Annotated in this window: 13 protein-coding genes and 1 riboswitch; of the genes, 12 read left to right on the forward strand and 1 reads right to left on the reverse strand. The window is 54.2% G+C overall.

Annotated features, from left to right (window positions below; genetic code table 11):
- Positions 1 to 52: 52 nt before the first annotated feature.
- Entirely contained in the window at positions 53 to 1,123 is a 1,071-nt protein-coding gene (locus CHH67_RS15180) for an LCP family protein (RefSeq protein WP_095266056.1), read from the reverse strand.
- 145 nt (positions 1,124 to 1,268) lie between these two features.
- On the opposite strand from CHH67_RS15180, the gene bcp reads away from it, so the two are divergent.
- From bcp to CHH67_RS15240, 12 genes are all read left to right on the forward strand, one after another.
- Positions 1,269 to 1,742: a thioredoxin-dependent thiol peroxidase gene (gene bcp, locus CHH67_RS15185; protein WP_095266033.1), complete on the forward strand. Its 474-nt coding sequence runs from the start codon at positions 1,269 to 1,271 to the stop codon at positions 1,740 to 1,742.
- Positions 1,743 to 2,079: 337 nt separating this feature from the next.
- Positions 2,080 to 3,342, forward strand: coding sequence for a polysaccharide deacetylase family protein (locus tag CHH67_RS15190; protein ID WP_230875815.1), 1,263 nt, complete (start codon positions 2,080 to 2,082; stop codon positions 3,340 to 3,342).
- A 280-nt stretch (positions 3,343 to 3,622) separates the two neighbouring features.
- Positions 3,623 to 4,087: a DUF1641 domain-containing protein gene (locus CHH67_RS15195; protein WP_095266034.1), complete on the forward strand. Its 465-nt coding sequence runs from the start codon at positions 3,623 to 3,625 to the stop codon at positions 4,085 to 4,087.
- Between the two features lie 33 nt (positions 4,088 to 4,120).
- Entirely contained in the window at positions 4,121 to 5,299 is a 1,179-nt protein-coding gene (locus CHH67_RS15200; protein ID WP_095266058.1) for an NAD(P)/FAD-dependent oxidoreductase, read from the forward strand.
- Between the two features lie 556 nt (positions 5,300 to 5,855).
- Positions 5,856 to 6,866 carry an AAA family ATPase gene (locus tag CHH67_RS15205; protein ID WP_095266035.1) on the forward strand — a complete coding sequence of 337 codons (1,011 nt, stop codon included), beginning with the start codon at positions 5,856 to 5,858 and terminating at the stop codon, positions 6,864 to 6,866.
- Complete coding sequence (locus CHH67_RS15210; protein WP_095266059.1) at positions 6,863 to 8,728, forward strand: DUF58 domain-containing protein; 1,866 nt, start codon at positions 6,863 to 6,865, stop codon at positions 8,726 to 8,728. The genes CHH67_RS15205 and CHH67_RS15210 overlap by 4 nt, the downstream gene beginning before the upstream one ends.
- Positions 8,697 to 11,159, forward strand: a complete 2,463-nt coding sequence (locus CHH67_RS15215; protein ID WP_176475579.1) for a transglutaminase-like domain-containing protein — start codon at positions 8,697 to 8,699, stop codon at positions 11,157 to 11,159. The genes CHH67_RS15210 and CHH67_RS15215 overlap by 32 nt, the downstream gene beginning before the upstream one ends.
- Positions 11,160 to 11,237: 78 nt before the next feature.
- Positions 11,238 to 12,776 (forward strand): glutamine-hydrolyzing GMP synthase, encoded by a 1,539-nt coding sequence (guaA, locus tag CHH67_RS15220; protein ID WP_095266037.1) that lies wholly within the window; start codon positions 11,238 to 11,240, stop codon positions 12,774 to 12,776.
- A 257-nt stretch (positions 12,777 to 13,033) separates the two neighbouring features.
- Positions 13,034 to 13,134, forward strand: a riboswitch (purine riboswitch).
- A gap of 151 nt (positions 13,135 to 13,285) precedes the next feature.
- Positions 13,286 to 14,656: an NCS2 family permease gene (locus CHH67_RS15225; protein WP_095266038.1), complete on the forward strand. Its 1,371-nt coding sequence runs from the start codon at positions 13,286 to 13,288 to the stop codon at positions 14,654 to 14,656.
- Positions 14,657 to 15,234: 578 nt separating this feature from the next.
- Positions 15,235 to 17,187: a peptidase U32 family protein gene (locus CHH67_RS15230; protein ID WP_095266039.1), complete on the forward strand. Its 1,953-nt coding sequence runs from the start codon at positions 15,235 to 15,237 to the stop codon at positions 17,185 to 17,187.
- 101 nt (positions 17,188 to 17,288) lie between these two features.
- Positions 17,289 to 18,602 carry an aspartate aminotransferase family protein gene (locus tag CHH67_RS15235; RefSeq protein WP_095266040.1) on the forward strand — a complete coding sequence of 438 codons (1,314 nt, stop codon included), beginning with the start codon at positions 17,289 to 17,291 and terminating at the stop codon, positions 18,600 to 18,602.
- 168 nt (positions 18,603 to 18,770) lie between these two features.
- On the forward strand, positions 18,771 to 19,655 hold the full coding sequence (locus CHH67_RS15240) for a UbiA-like polyprenyltransferase (protein ID WP_155618767.1): 885 nt from the start codon (positions 18,771 to 18,773) through the stop codon (positions 19,653 to 19,655).
- The last annotated feature ends 414 nt before the right edge of the window (positions 19,656 to 20,069 follow it).

Genomic DNA, 20,069 nt, shown 5'->3' on the forward strand with positions numbered 1-20,069 from the left:
GCAGGACAGGCTGCTTGAACGCGGCCTGTCCTGACTGTTGTATGGAATCAAGTTAGTTATCTGCTCCGGCGGATAGCGAAGCTGAATTGGATTTGGAGTCCGGACTGTCTCCAGAGGAGTCTTGACTATTGTCTGTTGAAGAGTCCCCCTCGGCCGGTTCTTCTTCAGCCTGCGGATTCATCACTTCCTGGATGTACGCTTTCAGGTTATCCTCGTTCGGAACGGTCAATACGGCCGCGCCGCCAATCGTTTCCTCTCGCAGCAGCTTCATCGGAGGAACCTGTTCGCTGCCGCTCATATTGCTCTTGTATGCGACGTTGGCAAGCTTCCACATGTCCTCAACATCCATGTTGGTATCGATGTATGGGCTGACCGATTTCAGAATATCAGGCAGCTTCATGATGGAAGTGGTGGTTTGCATTTTCTTGGCTACCGCCTTGATCAGCTCGCGCTGCCGCTCGGTCCGGGTGTAGTCACCCATCTTGTCATAGCGGAAGCGAACGTACTGGAGCGCTGCATCGCCATCGAGATGCTGCATGCCTTCCTTCAGGTCGATGTCATATTCGTTCTTGTCGGCAATACTGGAATAGGACATGTCCTTCTCTACATAGAAGTCGACGCCGCCAACGGAGTCAACCAGCTTGATGAAGCCCTGGAAGTCCGTATACACATAATACTGGATCGGAATGCCTAGCAGATCGCTGACCGCTTTCATCGCCGTATTCGGGCCGTGGGTAATGGCGGTGTTGATCCGATTTTTTCCATGTCCTGGTATATCGGTGTATGTATCGCGCAGAATAGAGAACAGATACATGTTCTTGTTGACAGGATCAATGGAGGCAACCATCATGCTGTCCGAGCGAGGGATCTCGCCTTCCTCAAAGCCTCGGGCGTCAACGCCCATCATCAGAATGTTGACAGGCTCGGTGCCCTCCCATTCCGGCGGGCCGGGAACTTTCGCATCCACCTTTTCAAGATCCTTGAAAGGGGAAGCTTCGCCTTCCTTTTGGAGACTTTGCAATCCATCGTAAAAGGAGACTCCGTAATAAGTGCCATACCCGAGGATTGCTGCAAAAAAGATGCACACGCTCCATATTAAGGTTTTCTTCGTTTTTTTAGTCATTGGGTTCTTTCCTTTCGGATAACGCTGATGAATAATTTCGATAGAAGATTTGAACATTCGACATTCACTCTATTATAATTTTTTTTGGCAATACAATCAATTTTGCGGGCATAAACGCCCGTGTAGCAGGGAGTTGAAGCTATCCATGGAACCATCATCACCCATTACGACCGGCAGCACGGTTCCGGATTTCACCCTACCGTCCTCAAGCGGAGACCAAGTTTCCTTGAGCGATTTTCGCGGACGGAAGGTCGTGCTGTTTTTTTACCCGAAAGATATGACCCCGACATGTACGCAGGAGGCTTGCGACTTCCGCGATCATTATTCGGCATTGAAGGAAGCCGGTGCCGTCGTGCTTGGAATCAGTCCCGATCCGCTCACGTCCCATGCCAAATTCATCGACAAGCACAGTTTACCCTATACACTGCTTGCTGATGAGGAGCACAAGGTAAGCGAAATGTTTGGCGTCTGGCAGCAGAAATCGATGTTTGGCCGCCAGTACATGGGCATCGTCCGATCCACCTTCCTGATTGACGAAGAGGGTGTGCTCGTTCGGGAATGGCGCAAAGTTAAGGTGAAGGGTCATGTGCAGTCCGTATTGGATGCCGTGATGTCATAGCTATATGATGATAAGGTCCGTCCGCATGCCTGCATGCAGGGCGGGCCTTTTGTCTATGCCTTTGTTTATGCCTTTGGCTGTGCCTTCCCTAGCGGCAATCGTGTGCCGGGTTCGCTGGCAGCTGACCCGGATATTTTCGTAAAACATCATCAGCGCCTAGTCTTTTTTTAGAAGCATCTCCATATAATCTACCAGAAAGCCGAACTCATAGAAACGGTGGAGGTAGAGTTTTGTGATGAGAAGAGCGGGTCATGCGTGCGCAGCGCTTATCTTTTTTAGCATGTTGGCGTTATTGTTGATGGCAGGGCCGGAAGGATGGAGAGGAGTGATGGCTGGGATGAACGCAGAATCTGAATCGACAATGTCCGGCGAAGCGCCGGTATTGGAGGGGCGGGTGACAAGAGCGCCCGATCAGGATGTACAGGTGTCCAGTTCATCAGCCCTCACCTCACCGGCTTTATCATATAAGCAGCTTGTGAAGAAAACGGCGTCCGTCGAGGCCGCAGCAGCGGTACCGGAGTCTGAGGCCGGGACGGAACAATCTGGCAAGACGGTGTACCTGACTTTTGATGACGGACCGTCCGACCTGACGGATGAGGTGCTGGCGATATTGAGGGAGCATGAGGTGCCCGCTACCTTCTTCGTGTTGGGACAGTATGCGGAGCAGCGTCCAGAGGTGATAAACCGCATTTATGATGAAGGCCACGCGATTGGAAATCATACGTATGATCACCGTTATGACAAGTTATACGGGAACTTCCAGGATTTCTGGAAGCAGATCAAGCAGACGGAGGAAATCATTCGGCTCATTACGGGCGAAAGGCCGCAGCTTGTCCGTGCGCCGGGCGGAACGGCCGGTCATTTCGACGAAATGTATTTCCGCTTGCTTCACCAGGCGGGCTATCGGGTGTTCGATTGGAATGTGGACAGCGGCGATTCCAGGCGAAGAGGGGTGCCGGCAAGTGAAATTGTCCAAGGGGCAACGACGCCCGTAGCCGGCAATGAAGCGATCGTGCTGCTGCACGACGGGATCGGACATGAAGAGACGGTTCAGGCGCTGCCGCACATTATTGCGTATTACAAGCAGCACGGCTATCGCTTCAAGGCGCTTGAACCGGAGACCGCCCCGGTACAGTTCAGGGTCAGCGGCAAACTGCCGGATCGTCCTGCGCCGTCGCAGCAGTGGATTAAGGATCATATTGCGGGCAATGCCGCGTTGTTCGCACCAGGCAAAACGCTGGCGATTGAATTCGGCGGGATGGAAACCGCGTTCGAACCGGGGGAATACGATAATGTAAACGGCAGCCTGTATGTTCCGCTGCGGGCGCTGGTGGAGCGGCTCGGAGGGGAAGTGGCCTGGAATCAGCATAGCAAAACGGTACAGGTGCGCCTCGGAGGCGCAGCGTGGCAGGCAGACCCGCTAAACGGCCTGTTGAGCAAACCGGGCGAGCCGCCGGTCCCCTCGGGCGTTCATCTTCGGGGAGGTGCAGTGTGGGTGCCGTTGCGGGACGCGCTGGCCTTCTCGAGCCATCCGGTAAGGTCGCTGACCGCGTCGGATACGGAGCTGCGTGTGATCGCGTTTGGAGCATCCATTTTTTAGCATAAGTTTTTAGTCGAAAATTGTAATTTGTGTTTGTAATTATACGGAACAAGTTATAGACTGTACTTAGAGATAAATATCACAATCCCAAAGAATGTGTGTTCCGTAAAGGAGGGGGAGACTTCCCCCTGCTTTATTTTGGCGCGAGTGAGATCACCTGTGCATCCCTTCGGCAAGGGATGAATAATAGATACCGGTTAACCGAAAATTATAGCTAACCGGTTCGATCGTCGCCAAGTTCATCTTGGGAACCTACTTAGAGAAAAGGAGGCAATTCTTTATGACTGAAACATCTTCCCCGCAACCGTCCGAAACGCCGGAGAACCTTGCCGGAAATCAGGGAGCGTCGGCGGGCCGTCTTGACGTGCTTGAACAATTGCTGAAGCCGGAGGTTCAGGAGTCGCTGACCGTCCTTGTGGATAACCTTCCTAAGCTGACTGAAATGCTGACATTCATGACGAAAGCTTATGATTTTGGCAAATCCGTTGCGACTGACCCTGTGCTTGCAGAAGACACGATGGCTTCCCTGACCGGGTTTACCAAACCTGTAACCGACAAAGTGAAAAATGTTGCATCCGCAGCCATTGAAGCAGGTGACCGCATTCATGAGCAAGGCGACCAAGGTCAGATCGGCCTGTTCGGTTTGATGAAGATGCTGAAGGACCCGCAGGTTCAAAAGGCGCTTCGTTTCACGCAAGCATTCATGGATGTATTGAACGAACGTGAGAAGCAAGGCAAACGTTAATTCCACTAACCACTAGAAGAACGGAGGATGGTCATGTCTAAACATATTTTAATTTTGGGCGGTGGCTATGGCGGCCTGCTGAGCGCACTTTCTGCGCGCGAGCATTTTGGCGTCGATGGCGCAAAAATCACCCTGGTCAACCGTTTCCCGACCCATCAGATTATTACAGAGCTTCATCGTCTGGCTGCAGGCAATATCGCCGAGAAGGCGGTTGCTCTTCCATTGGATAAGCTGCTGCGCAACGCCAATGTGGATCTTCGCATCGGCAATGTGAAGGAGATCAAACCTGACGAGCGTTCGGTATCTCTGGATGATGGCGGTAAATTTACTTACGATGTGCTGGTTGTTGCCCTGGGCAGTGAGACAGCATTTTTCGGCATTCCTGGACTTCAGGAGAACAGCTTCATCCTGAAATCCGTGAGCGACGCCAACCGTCTTCGCGAGCATGTGGAAAGCCGCATTGCGGAATACAGCAAAACGAAAAACAAAAAGGACGCTACGATCGTTGTCGGCGGCGGCGGCCTGACTGGCGTCGAGCTTGTCGGCGAGTATGCGGACATGAAAACCGAGCTTGCTCGCAAGTACGGCATTGATCCGGAAGAAATCACGCTGTACTGTGTAGAAGCAGCGCCTTCGATTCTGCCGGGCTTCCCTGCGGAGCTGGTTGACCGTGCGACGACAAGCCTGCAAAAACGCGGCGTTAACTTCCTGACCGGTCTTCCGATCACGAAGATGGAAGGTTCGACAGTAGAACTGAAAGACGGCAGCACCATCGAGACAAGCACGCTCGTATGGACGGGCGGCGTACAAGGCAACTCCGTTGTTGCCAACTGCGGCATCGAAGTGAACCGCGGACGCGCCGTGGTTAACGAATTCCTGCAATCGACTTCCCATCCTGACGTCTATGTTGCTGGTGACAGCGCAGTCGTTATGGGTCCTGAAGGACGTCCATACCCGCCAACAGCTCAGCTGGCTTGGCAGATGGGCGAGCTGATCGGCTACAACATGTTCGCCTACCTGAACGGCGGTGCGCAAGCCGAGTTCACGCCGGTATTCTCCGGTACGCTTGGAAGTCTGGGCCGCAAGGACGCGATCGGTACGATCGGCGCCAACAAAACCCAGCTGAAGGGTCTGCCTGCAACCTTGATGAAGGAAGCGAGCAACTGGCGCTACCTGTCCCACATCAACGGTTTGTTCACTCTGGCATACTAAGACCGGCGTCAGCCGCTTGATATGCAGGGGACAGAGGCTGTCCACACGCAGTTGTTTCACAGCCTGCCCTTGACTTTATAAACACGGATCTGGTTGGAGTTATCCGGCCGGGTCCGTTTTTTTATTTTGCAAGCCCATTTCTCGGCGTTATTGTCGCTTACGATTGGATTTAGGGCGGACAGTATGACGGCATTCAAATCTGCGGAACCAATGAATTTACAAATCGAATGAACTTGCGGAACGACCTTCCCAGCGGAAACAAACACCCGCTCGACCGCCGGAATCTCTTAATGGCTTCGGATCCCTGTTGCTTTTCTGCTCTTCTTCCCTGTTACCATTCCTGTTCCTATTCCTATTCCTATTCTGTTCCTGCTTCTGTTTCTGTTTCTGATCTGATCCTTATCTTTATCCAGATCCTGCGCCTCTTTCACGTTCCCTTCTGCTTCTATTCCCTCTTTTCTCTTCTTGAAGGTCTAACTCTCTCAATTCTTGGAAAACCTATTCATAGATTTAATATTATGACGGATCTTGTGACGTTATTCGAGGTATGGAGGGGATGTTATTGTTAGGCTCGTCCGTTTATTCAGAAGAACCGAATGTGCCGGATTGGGCGCCTGAACTGCTGAACCGGGTTATTCAGCGGGTGGGAGGTGTCGTGGTTGGCCATCGGGAGCAAATATCGCTCGTGTTCATATCGATGCTGGCTGGCGGACATGTGCTGCTTGAGGATGTGCCCGGTGTCGGAAAGACGATGATGGTAAAGACGATTGCGGCTTGTCTGGGCTGTGATTTCAACAGAATTCAGTTTACCTATGATCTGATGCCGGGGGACATTACCGGAACTTCGGTCTACTATCCGCATACAGGGGAGTTTGTGTTTCGGCCGGGCCCTGTGATGTCCAACATCGTGCTGGCCGATGAAATTAACCGGGCGACGCCAAGGGCCCAATCAGCGCTGCTCGAGGCGATGGAGGAGGGACATGTGACAGTGGATGGCAACACGCATCCGTTGCCGGCGCCTTTCTTCATTATGGCGACACAGAACCCGTATGAGTTCGAGGGAACCAGCCCGCTGCCCGAAGCGCAGGTCGACCGGTTCATAATGCGCTTATCCCTTGGGTATCCGGGGATTGAGGAGGAGATGGTGCTGCTGGAGAGGGGGCTCGACGGCGCTCGCTTAAGCCAGCAGGTGAAGCCGATGCTCACGGGAACGGAGATGGTATCGATGCAGCAGGCGGTGCGGCGCGTTTATGTGGATGAGAGCATTAAGCGTTATATGGCTACGGTAGCCGATGCGTCGAGAAGCCGGGAGGATGTGGCGCTGGGCATAAGCCCGAGAGGGACGTTGGCATGGATGAGAGCTTCCCAGGCGGCAGCCTTTCTGGACGGACGCATGTATGTTATACCGGACGATTGCTTGCGGACGGCTGTGCCGGTGCTGGCTCACCGGATTCAACTGCATCGCGGCGTGAGGTCCGTGGCCGGGGCTCAAGGCCAAGTGATAGCGTCGCTGCTGACCCAATTTGAACTGCCGCGACAGCGCAGCCGCCGGGGTGGTCGAGCATGAACTGGCTTGGCAAGAACGGACTGGAGCTTCTGCGTGCCGTTGGTTTATGGGGTCTTTCGCTAGGGGCTTATCTATGGCTTGGGGGAGCTTCCCTGAGGATGATATGGTACATCAGTACCATTATGCTGGCCTATGGCGTACTGCTTCGGCTGTTCGGCATTTCCCGAATCCAGGTCCGCCGCATGTTCACTCCCTCTGTTGTACAGGCCGGGGATCGGGCTGAACTGCAGGTGGAGTTGAGCTGGAGAAGCTGGCTTCCGATTCCGTGGATGATCGTGGTGCATCGGGTGGGGGAGCAGAGAGCAACGAAGGTGCTGTTTCCCGGCTGGCGGCAAAAAGCAAGCTTTACCTGCATTCTGACAGATATTCCGCGCGGGGAATGGACCGATATCGACAGTGAAATCCTATGGGGGGACCTGTTCGGGTGGTATCGGGTCCGGCGCCGTCTGCCGGGTCAGTCGGCATTGACGGTTCACCCCCGGCCTATGCGTGTGACGATACCGGATTATGCAGGTCATGGCGGTGATGTGCGCCTGGAGGCCGAGATGGCCGCATCTGTGAGGAGAGCCGAATATCCAGGGGGCGGGGTTCGGAATTATATGCCCGGTGATCCGCTGAACCGCATCCATTGGAAAAATTCTGCACGCTCCGGAAAATTGCAAACGATGCTTCCGAGCAGCGGGTGGAGTTCGAATACAAACATTTGGCTATACAGCGGCAGCGACGGTTATCCCGCTCTTACAGCTTCCGAGCAGCAGGCGGCATATGAATTGGCGGTTTCGGCCGCGGCGGGTCTGGCCGAGTACCTGGAGTCCATTGGCATCATGTATACGCTAAGCACTGCTGCTATCCAGGGTACGAAGGGTCCAGCCTATCCAATCGCTCCTATGAACTTAGGCAGCAAGAGTTTAAGGGATGTGCCGGACGGCCACACGCGGCCAAGCATGCAGACAAGCCATACACAGACGAGCCACACACGGACAAGCCATACGCAGACGAGCCACACACGGACGAGCCTTACGCAGACAAGCCATACACAGACAACCTATCATGCACAGACGATCCCTGCGCGGATAGATGGAGAGATGAGCCAGATGCAGGCAAGCCGCTCGCAGGAACCAAGCCGCATACAGACCGGGAGGCAGCGCTATGCTCATGCACTGAAGATGCTGGCCGGCGCCCGACTCTATGAACCTGCGGCGGCAACGGGTGCAGCAGGGAAGAAGGGGGAGACGGAGCTGGGATATGACGCTCAGTCTGCGGCTGGTCATCTCGATGCAAACCAATATGACGTTAGCCAGCATGGCGCCGGAGGAGCTGCTGCACACGAGTCAGACGCATCCCGATATGCTGCTGGACGATCTGCTGTAAACCAGTCAAACGCAGCTTCATATAACGCTGGAGGAACTGCTGTAAACCACTCGGACGCAGCTCAATATACCGCTGGGCGGTCAGCTGCTAACCAGCCTGATGCTGGCCTATTTGCCGCTGGAGAGGTTCATGCGGGTTCGGTTTACAAGTCGGCTTATGCAGGACCGGGGCATGACCGTTCCTCGTGGATCATTGTTACCGGTACGGTCAGCAGATCGCTGGCGCAGACGGCGCACGCCATCCAGTCAGCCGGACGAAGCGTTACGATCTGTTGCACAGGCTGTATGGGATCAGGCGCTTCTGCAGCGGAGCCACACCGTTTCGGTGACAAGGGGAGTGAGGAATGGATCCAGCGGTTCCTTGCGCTCGGCGGCAGGCTGTTCGTGCTGAACGTTGCGGAGGGACGATTCGAGCGGGCCGCTGCGGTTCGCCTGGGTCCCGACTATGGAGGTGATCAGGATGCAGACAAGCGGCAAAAGTTTGCCTATTGATCAGGCGGTTCCTGGCGGCAGTGTTATGCCTGGGGGAATGGTGTTGCCCAAGGAGCCTGAAGCTTCAAGGAATTCTTCGGGGTCCTACGATTCTGCTGCAGGAAGTGAGCCGCCTCACAGCAGCCTATTCTTGCGCATTTCCCCAGGGCCGCTGATCTATCGTATATTGATTACGCTGCCTGTAGCAGGGCTGCTCTCCCAGTGGCTGCTGCCGCTGCTGGAACTGGGCGGTGACAGCGGACGGGTCGTTGACACGCTTGCCTTATGGGCGGCGGTGCTGATCATCCAAGGGGTGTTCACGGTAAGCGGATGTGTCTGGCTGCCGCTCAATCTTGTGATCCTTATCCTGTTGTGTGGCCAGTTGTCCGGGAGCGGGCCGGCTTTAGACTGGGTAGTATCCTATGCTGCTGATATCGTGCCAACGGATGTCGGGCAATTCAGGCAAACGCTTCGGTTTACGGAGCTGAGCAGGGAGAGCAGGACGCTGATCCTGCTTACAGGCTGGGCCATTCTCGTATCGGCAGTCCAGATGATGGCGGTGTATCGCCGGACGATATGGTTGTTTTCGGTCTCGACGCTGGTGTATTTGCTGCTGCTGGAGCTGTTTGTCATTGAGAGCGCTTATCGCTATATCGCCTATACGCTAGGGCTTATGCTGCTGGCGCAGGGAATGATGCAGCTGCTCCGACTAAGACAGGGGCAGGAGGCAGAGCTGCGCGAGCAACGGAGCGAGGGTTCGCAACAGGGGCAGGAGCAGAGGTTCTGGCTGGATCCCGCTCGCCCTGTGGTGCGTGCTGGGGGCGGCCGCGCCATCCGGCATCAGCCGGGGCGAGTCCCGCTGCTGCGCTGGTGTACGGTTGTGCCGGTGGCCGTTGCCATTATGCTGGGCGCGGGTCATTTAGCCGGAGGCATCGCGGAGCCCGCTGCCGGGACCGGAGTGACTCCGCAGCAAATGGCAATGACGGTCGCGGATTGGGCTGCCAGCCTGCGCCATGAGATCGAGCTGGTGCCAACCGTAACCATGACTGGCTATGATGCTTCCGATGCGGAATTGGGCGGGCCGCTTGAAATGAACGATGCGCTGCTGTTCACGGCGTCCACACCGGTGCCGACGTATTGGCGCGGTGATGTGTACAGCCGATATGACGGGCGGAAGTGGCTGCCGCACCGGCCTGCTTTGTCCTCGGTGAAGACCGGCGTTGATCTGAGATCGGTCCTGCCGGATTGGGGGGGAGCGGGCCGGGAGACTGTCGTTCAGGGGATTACGTTTGCCAAGGCGGAAACGGGTCTAAGCACGCTGCTGTCCGGCGGCAGCATCGTGGAGGTAACCGAGCTGGAAACTGTCCGGCGCGAGGTGGAGAGGCTGTCCGTGGACCGTATGGCACAGACGATAGCTATCCAGGGCGGAGCGGCGATCCCGATCAGCGGCTATACGGTCAAGGCCGAGCTGAACCGCCCGAAGGAGCAGGAGCTGCGCCGGTCAGCAGGGGGAGACCCTGCGGCGATTCAAGACTTGTATTTGCAGCTGCCTGCGCATATTCCGGAGCGGGTCAGGGAGCTTGCTGCAGAAATAACGTCAGAAGCCGAGGGACGGTATGAGAGGGTCTCAGCGGTCGAAGCCTATCTGGAGCGGAACTACGCCTATTCGCTGGACACCAGTGTGCCTCCGGCGGGCAGTGATTTTGTCGATGATTTCCTGTTTGAATCGAGGAAGGGGTACTGCTCTCATTTTGCTACGGCGATGACGGTGCTGCTCCGAAGCGAGGGCATTCCTGCGCGGTATGTGACAGGTTTTGCCCCGGGAGAGCCGGTTCAGGGAAAGAGCGGATTCTATCAGATTGCATATAAGGATGCCCATGCTTGGGTGGAGGTTTATTTTCCCGAGCATGGCTGGGTAGCGTTCGATCCTACGCCTGGCTTTGAACCGGGACAGGTGCCTGTCACAGAGGCGGAACAGCCTGTTGTGGAGACAACTCCTGATATGATGGAGAGCCTGATCGGCTTCGCGCGGAAGACGGCTCTGGCTGTGCAGTTGTGGTTAACCGGGGTGCGTCCCTTGCTGCTCGCGGTTGTTCTGCTGCTGGTCATTCCGGCGGCCGCTGCCGCAGTTATGCTGCTGCCGAAGCTCAGATTGGCGCTGGCGTTTGCGCGGCTTGCCCGGCATATGGCTGTCACCGGACGGGATGGCTTGCTGTCTGCCGCCCAGCTGGTGCTGGACAGGCTGCAGAAGTCCTTCGGCCCGCTTGGAAAGGGACAGACCATGCGTCAATATATGGATGCCTTGCCGATTGCTGACGATGAGCTGAAAGCGGAGATCGCGCTGTTTGCATCCCGCTGGGAGCGGGCGGCCTATGTGGATTTGCGGTGGTCGCGCACGGAAAAGACAGCCTTTTTGCGGCAATGTATCCGGATTGTCAAAAAACTGGTATGAAAACGTCGGGGCCTCTTTCTTGACGGTATGAATTCAGGTTGCGTATAATTAATTTCATTAATCAAGGGAGGCCCGGTAATGAACAAGCCTAATGAAATCATCGTAGTTATGGACTTCGGTGGACAGTACAACCAACTTATAGCACGACGCATTCGTGATCTGGGCGTATATAGCGAACTGCTGCCATATAATACGCCTGTCGAGAAGATTAAAGCGATGTCGCCTCGCGGAATCGTATTCTCTGGCGGACCATCCAGCGTATATTCGGAGAATGCTCCGCATGTCGATCCTGCGATCTATGATCTGGGCGTGCCGATCTTCGGCATTTGCTATGGTATGCAGCTGATGGCCCAGCAGCTGGACGGCAAGGTAGAGCGCGCGTCCAAGCGCGAGTACGGCAAGGCCGAGCTGGAGTTCAAGCCGGATACAACGCTGATCAAAGGGCTGGAGCTGAAGCAGACAGTATGGATGAGCCACGGCGACCATGTCGTCACGCTGCCAACAGGGTTCAAGCTGGATGCCGGTACGGAATCTGCTCCAATCGCGGCGATGAGCAATGAAGAGAAGAAGATGTACGCGGTGCAATTCCATCCGGAAGTACGCCATTCCGTTCAAGGTAACGAGATGATCAAGAACTTCCTGTATGAAGTGTGTCAATGCGAAGGCAACTGGAGCATGGAAACCTTCATCGAGGACCAGGTCCGCGAGATCCGTGAAGTGGTCGGGGAGCAAAAGGTGCTGTGTGCGCTTAGCGGCGGTGTCGATTCTTCCGTCGTGGCGATGCTGATTCATAAAGCGATTGGCGATCAGCTCACCTGTATGTTTATCGACCACGGTTTGCTCCGCAAAGGCGAGGCGGAGAGCGTCATGGACACTTTTGTCGGCAAGTTCGACATGAAGGTCGTTAAGATCGATGCGCGCGATCGTTTTATGTCCAAGCTTAAGGGCGTGGAGGATCCGGAGAAAAAACGGAAAATCATCGGCAACGAGTTCATTTATGTGTTTGACGAGGAATCCAGCAAGTTCGATGATTTTGCTTTCCTTGCACAAGGCACGCTGTACACCGACATTGTGGAGAGCGGCACGGACACGGCACATACGATCAAGTCGCATCATAATGTCGGCGGACTGCCGGAGGACATGAAGTTTAAGCTGATCGAGCCGCTGAAGGCTCTCTTTAAGGATGAGGTTCGCAAGGTCGGTGCAGAGCTCGGCTTGCCGGACGAAATCGTACACCGTCAGCCATTCCCGGGTCCGGGTCTGGCGATTCGGGTGCTGGGCGAGGTTACCGAGGAGAAGCTGCAAATTGTGCGCGACTCCGATTACATCCTGCGTGAAGAGATTGCAAAGGCTGGCCTTGACCGTGAGATCTGGCAGTACTTCACCGCCCTGCCGAACATGAAGAGTGTTGGTGTTATGGGGGATGCCCGTACCTATTCCTACACCGTCGGCATCCGCGCCGTAACCTCCATCGACGGCATGACCGCCGACTGGGCGCGTATTCCGTGGGACGTGCTGGAGAAGATTTCGGTGCGTATCGTCAACGAAGTGGAGAACGTCAACCGGATCGTGTATGACGTGACGTCCAAGCCACCAGCAACGATTGAGTGGGAATAAGACCACGAAAAACGAAGGTTTGAACGTTTGATCTGAATCCGATGTAGTGCGGCAGCGAGTCCTTCGCTGCCGCACTTTTTGCGTTGGCTGCTTATATTCCTCAGGAGGCTGGAAATACTGGAAGTAATAGCTTTTGTAAAAATCACGAACATTAAAATGTAAAAATAGATTTAATATTCGTTTTTTTCATTGACAACCTGAACGGACATGCCTACAATATGATTTGTGAAACTGATGGAACATGATGGCGGGAACGCCTGACAATAGGAATAGCAATTCGTATAATTCCGGGAATTGGCCCGGAAGTTTCTACGAGGTCACCGTAAATGATCTGGCTACGAAGAGGGATGAGGATAGAGGGTTGTGCTTTGGAGAAGAGCAATCTTGTTCAGGCGACCTGTACCTTTTCCGTGCTTACAGCGAGGACCCGGGGAATTAGGATATACCCGGGTTGTTTGTCGTTCACATCGTGTTCATTCGTACATACTTTTAAGGGGGATATCTCTACAATGGAACGTTTCTTTAAGTTAAAGGAACACGGGACCAATGTCAGAACCGAGATGATTGCAGGCCTGACGACTTTCATGACGATGGCCTACATCCTCTTGGTCAACAACCTGTTCCTCGGCCCTGAGGGCGCAGGAATTCCGGCAGAAGGCGTATTCTTCGCCACCGCTGTCGGCGCAGGTCTGGTGACGATTGTGATGGGTCTGTTTGTTAACATTCCGGTCGCGCTGGCTCCTGGTATGGGTCTGAACGCATACTTCATGACGGTGGTTCTAAGCTCGAACGGGGCGATTACGTGGCAGGCTGCACTTGGTGCGGTATTTCTATCCGGTATCGTATTCCTGATTCTGACCGTTACGAAGATTCGTCAGATCTTGTTAACAGCCGTGCCGGACAACCTGAAAATTGCAATTACGGTCGGTATTGGTCTGTTCATTACGATCATCGGTTTGAAGCTCGGTAATCTGGTGACGGTCTCGATCAATCCGGGGACAGATGTGAGCCAGCCTGTTGCGGGCGGAGCTTTCAATCTGGGGATGGGCAATTTTATCGATCATAAGGATACGCTGCTGGCCCTGATCGGTCTGCTCTTGATTGCGGTCATGATGGTGCTGAAGCTGAAAGGCGCTTTGCTGATCGGTATCGTACTGACTACGCTGATCGGGATTCCGATGGGCGTTACGGATCTGTCCAGCCTGAACGGTGCAAGCTGGTTCCCTTCTTTTGAGAACCTGGCTGTAGGTCAGATGGATCTGAAGGGTGCCATTGGCATTGGACTTCTTGAAGTGATCTTTATCTTTACGTTTGTAGAGCTGTTTGATACATTTGGCACGCTCGTCGGAACGGCGGGACGCGCAGGGCTGCTGAAGAACAAGGAAGAAGGCGAGAAGAAGCTTGGAAAAGCGATGCTCGTTGATGCAGGCGGCGTCAGCGCCGGTGCATTCCTTGGTACAAGTACGATCACAGCTTATGTTGAAAGTACTGCGGGCGTCGCTGAAGGCGGACGCACAGGTCTGACGGCAGTAACGACCGGTATACTGTTCATTCTGGCGCTGTTCCTGGCTCCGATCGCGCTGGTGGTTCCATCGGCGGCGACTGCTCCGGCGCTGGTCGTTGTGGGCGTGCTGATGATGAATCAGGTTCGCAAAATCGATTGGGACGATTTCTTCCAGGCGTTCCCGGCATTCCTGACAATCGTGCTGATGCCGTTCACCGGCGGCATTGCGAACGGGATCTCGGCAGGGATTATCTCCTTTGTCATTCTGGCGGCAATCGGTAAGGCGACCGGACGCATCAATGCGAAGGTGCATTGGCTGATGTGGATATTATTCGTAATTATCCTCATACGGTATGCCTTCATGGGCGCAGAGTAACATACACAAAACTCGCGTTTGCGCCCTCCGAGTATGGAGTTATTAAGGGTTCATTATTAAGGGTTCACAAAGCAAAGCCCGCTGCAATTGCTGTTCGCCGAATAGGGCGGCACAGACTGCAGCGGGCTTTTTCTATTTCCCGTGTGAGCGGGAGCGTGCAGATCTTTCTTATTGGCGTACTTCTTATTATAGAAGAAACGGGTTTTGAACGAGGGTGTGGTAAGGGTCGAGGGCCAGGGCTAGGTGTGATGAATATTGCATTTGAAGCCGAGCAGATTTGGTAGAGTAGACGTGAGGGAGGATTGCTGACGGATTTAGCGGAAGCATGTCGAAATATGACGCAAGCGTAGTGGGTGGCGAACGAGAGGGAACGAGAGGCAAACGTACGGTGCAAGGGACGCCATCGTAAAGCCGTCAAGGAGCGTTGCGTTAACCGTGGTATGAACCGGTAGAGACAGCCAGATGAGCATGGACTGGCACAAGTGCAATCATGCCCACTTTAATGTGATTAATTTCACAATCAAAGAGATGTCGGCAATCATTAACAAATTCACGCATAAGTACAGGGGGATTGGCGTATGGCAAGATATTTTAACGGCAAAGAGGTTGAATTGTTGGCTCCTGCTGGCACCTATGACATTTTTACCGAGGTGATTGATGCCAATTGTGATGCGGTGTATTTTGGCGGACCGTCCTTGAATATGCGCATGATGCGAAAAGGCTACAATCTCACTTATGAGGAGGTCGCGAGGGCGGTTCAGATGGCGCATGATCGGGGAAAGCGGGCTTACATCACCGTTAACAATCTGCTGAACGAGGAGGATCTGGACGAGGCGAAACGGTATTTTGCCTTTCTGAACGAGGTTCAGCCCGATGCGATCATCGCACAGGACATGGCCGTGTTTCCGCTGATTCAGCAGTTGAATGATGCCAAGATCCCGGTGCATTCCTCGGTCATGATGAACGTTCACAATCTGGATATGATCAAGGCGGTTCGGGATATGGGCGTCAGCCGGATCGTGGCCTCGCGGGAGATGGATCTGAAAACATGCGAGGTGCTGCAGGCGAAGAGCGGGATGGAATTTGAATATTTTATCCATGGTGATATGTGTACGGTTCATGGGGCCAACTGTTATTACAGCGCGCTGCTGTTCGGAAACAGCTCGAGCCGCGGACGCTGCATGAAGCCATGCCGCTGGGACTATCGGGTGAAGAAGGATGGAGAGGTCTATCCGACGGAATACCCTCTGGCCGCTAAAGATATGTATATGTACGAGCATATTCCCGAGCTGATTCAGGCGGGCATCACCTCTTTCAAAATCGAAGGGCGCATGCGCGACAAAGATTTTCTGCTGATGCTGGTGAACAGCTATGGGGATGGGATTGATCGTTATATCGCCGATCCGCTTGGGTTCGACCGCCGCAAGGATGCGGAGCTGCTGCACCAGAACCGGAAGCGGGATTTCTCAACGGCCTATGCGTTTGGCAATCCGGGGCTTGATTTCGTCAATCGCCGTTATGAAGGAACCGGGAAGTTCTACAGCACAGGCAAGGTGTTCAGCACGCCGACAGCGGAACGGGAGATAAAAGCCGACAGAGTGGAGGAAGTGAAGGAAGCGCTGCGACAGGTCAAGCGGGATTCTGGCGTGGCCGGAATATCTCCAGCCCTTACGGTTCATGTGAACAATGTGCAGCAGGCGCGTGCCGCTATGGAGGAAGGGGCGAAGGTGGTGTATCTGGCGGGGGATGTGTTCCAGCCGGATCAGCCTTTTGGCAGAGAAGAGATTGAGGAGCTTGCGGCCATCAAAGGTGATGCGGAACTGGTGCTCGGCATGCCTCGCATGATGAATGAGCTGCAGCTGGACCGATATCAGCATTTTCTCGAGATGGGGAAGGTGTCCAGCTTCTACGGCATCGATGGTCTGCTGGTATCGAATCTGGGCGCGTTTCGGCGGCTGCGGTATTTGGGACTGCCGATGATCGCCGACTTTAATCTGAATATCTACAATTATATGGCGGCTTCGTTATATCAAAAGCAATTTGGTGCTGCTCGGATGACGCCGTCGCTGGAGCTGCCGCTGCAGGATTATGCTAAGCTGATTCAACACGCTCCGCTGCCGGTCGAGGCGATTGTTCATGGCTCCCCGATTGTGATGTATTTGGACCTGGACCTGTATGCCAACGCAGAGTATATGGAGCCGATCGGTCAGGAAGACAACCGATATGTCGACAACAAGCACCTCGTTCTGATGACCGACAAGGGCGAAAACCCGGTATACCGTGATCAGGACGGGCGCAATCATCTGGCGTTGTCGAAGGAGCTGTGCGGCATGCCGTTCTTGAAGGAACTGTATGAAGCAGGTGTGCGTCATTTCCGAATTGAGGGCAAGTCGTATACAACAGATCAGCTGAGGGAATTGGTGCGGACGTACCGTGAGGCACTGGAGCAGTTGGAGCTGTGCGGTGACAAGTTTGCGGTGATGAAGCCGGTGTATGCCGGATATACGCTGGGGGCGCTTCAGTTCGGGTAAGCCCGGCGCCAGCAGACGGAATGATGAAATGGTAGGGATCCGGGTGATTGTTGGATGGTTGAAGAGATGGATCAACATAGAGAAAAAAGGAGATGAAAGCCATGCTTGATCCTACAGGAGCCATGATGGGACCAGAGGCGATTGTGGAGCGGCGGAAGAAGTATGGGCTGCCTTGCACCGCCCATTTCTACAGCAATCCTCCGCATATTGTTCGGGGCAGCATGCAGTATTTGTACGATCAGGAGGGACGCAGGTATGTTGATTTTTTCACCGGGGTATCGGTTGTGGCCTGCGGTCACTGCAATGAGGCGATTACGGAGCGAACGGTCGAACAGCTGCGGAGGCTGCAGCATACGTCTACGATTTATTTGACCCAGCCGATGGTTGAGCTTGCCGAGCGACTTGCGGATGTTCTGCCCGGGGCAGTGCGTCGGACATTCTTCTGCAACAGCGGATCGGAGGCGAATGAAGGGGCGCTCCTGGCGGCAAGGCTGCATACCGGACGGCGAAATTTCCTGGCGTTGGAGTACGGCCTGCATGGGCGCACGTTTCTGACGATGAACGTAACCGGCATTCCGATGTGGCGTGCTGACGACTGGCTTGATTCTGATACGGCGACCTTCATCCCCCGCCCGTGGTGCGACGGGCTCGAGCCGAATGCGGCTGCCCGGCGCTCGCTTGAAGCGCTGGCCGCTGTGCTGGCGGACAAGGGGGAGACATTCGCCGCGATGATCGTGGAGCCGATTCAGGGCAATGGGGGCATCATCAAGCCGCCTGACTGGTATTACCGGGAGCTGAAGAAGATGCTCGAGGCGCATGGCATTCTGCTCATTGCCGATGAAATCCAGACCGGGATGGGGCGCACTGGGCGGATGTTTGCGATGGAGCATTATGAGGTGACGCCCGATATCATAACGATGGCAAAGGCACTTGGCAATGGGGTGCCGATAGGCGCTTTTTCGATGACGGATGAGATTGCGGCCAGTTATAACCGGCCTTCGGCTTCGACGTTTGGAGGCAATCCGGTGTCCTCTGCTACTGCCCTGGCTGTACTGGACTATATTGAGCGGCATGGGCTGGTGGATCAGGCGATGGTGTTGGGGGAACGGCTAATGAACGGACTGTGCATTGTGCAGAAGAAATACCCAGACATCGTGGCTGAGGTGCGGGGCAAAGGGCTGATGGTTGGCGCTGAGCTGAAGGGATGCGGCGAACGAACAGACGCGGAGATGACGGATATCGTGTTGGAACAGATGAAGGACCGCGGCTATATTATCGGCAAAAATGGTGTGAAGCGGAATGTGCTTGCTTTTCAACCAGCGCTGATCATTTCTGCGGACGATATTGACGGCATGCTGGGAGCGCTTGATGGTGTACTGGCTGACGTATCGGCTGAATCTTACCAGTCCCTGTAATGTGGGATAGGGGTTGCATTTTTTATGAGCTGTTTTTGTTTTGGCGATTCAGAAGGTTTCGTGAGCGCTAGAGAGGTTCGGACTGATGCAGGTTGGACCTCAAGGAATGGGTTTACGATGGAATGACCGAGAGAACGATGAAAGACTTCAAAAGGGGATGGAGTGGCTATGCAGGTATATGTGCAATCAATTCAGCGGGTGGTGGCCAAGGTTCGGTTGTTTGGGGAGCTGGTGATGTTCTCGCATACGTTATTTTCATTGCCCTTTGCGCTGATTTCGCTAATCTGGGCTGCTGGCGGCATCCCGTCCGGACGGGTGATGTTATGGTCACTCATTGCGCTCGTGGCCGCCCGAAACGGGGCCAATGCGTTTAATCGGATCGTGGATCTGCCGTATGATGCGGCCAATCCGAGAACCGCGGAGCGGCACATGCCAAGAAAACTCCTTCTCCCTCGCGAGGTGTATGGGTTTGTGATCGGAAATTTTGTACTGTTCATTATCGCTGCCGGAATGCTGAATCCGTTATGTCTTGCGCTATCGCCGGTGGCGATATTGCTGGTCTGCTCTTATTCCTATACCAAACGGTTTACGTGGCTGTGTCATCTGTTTCTTGGGTTTACAATTGCTTCGGCGCCGGTCGGAGCCTGGTTTGCGGTTACAGGTACGGTCGCGTTCACGCCATTCGTGCTCGGCACGGTAGTGATGTTATGGATTGCGGGCTTCGATATCATCTATGCGACACAGGATGTGGAGTTCGATCGAAAGGCGAGGCTGTGGAGTGTTCCCAGTATATTTGGGGTGGAGCGGGCATTGCGCTGGGCGAAGGGTCTGCATGGGATCATGGTGATGCTGCTCATGCTGCTGTACTATATTGAAGGATTGGGCTGGCTGTATGTGATCGGGATCGTATTAGCTGCGGTGCTTCTTGCTGCCGAGCATCAGATTGTGAAGCCATCCAGCCGGAAGCGGATGAAGCTGGCGTCCTATAATCTGAATCAGGTGATCAGCATGATTATTGTCGTGTTTACGCTGGCGGATTTCTTCTTGTTGTAGAGGTTCGAGATTCGTTCGTACGCTGTCTTGCAGGGCTATTGCTGTCCTTTAAATCGTGAAGTACGTTGAAGCGGAGGGAGGCTGCTGTGGGCATTGTACGGAAATGAGGCGGACACTTTGGCTCTTATATATGAAGGAAAAAGCACGTCAGAGATGTGGATGTTATCGTCGACGAGGAGTTTATGAAGGCTCGAGGCATTCGCAGAAATTATTTTTAATAAATGTCTTGCATATAGAACAACATATGTGTTATATTCTAATTCCGGCCGATAAAAAGGCGGACATATCGAATGAACAAAGCAAGCGATTGAAGAAAAAAATGGTTTTGATAAAAAGCTTGCATAGTTCGACAGAATGTGATATATTATAAAAGTTGCTAACGCGATAACGTGTTGGTGACATACGAAGCAGTTG

Source organism: Paenibacillus campinasensis (assembly GCF_002272015.1).
GTDB classification, from domain to species: domain Bacteria; phylum Bacillota; class Bacilli; order Paenibacillales; family Paenibacillaceae; genus Paenibacillus_AQ; species Paenibacillus_AQ campinasensis.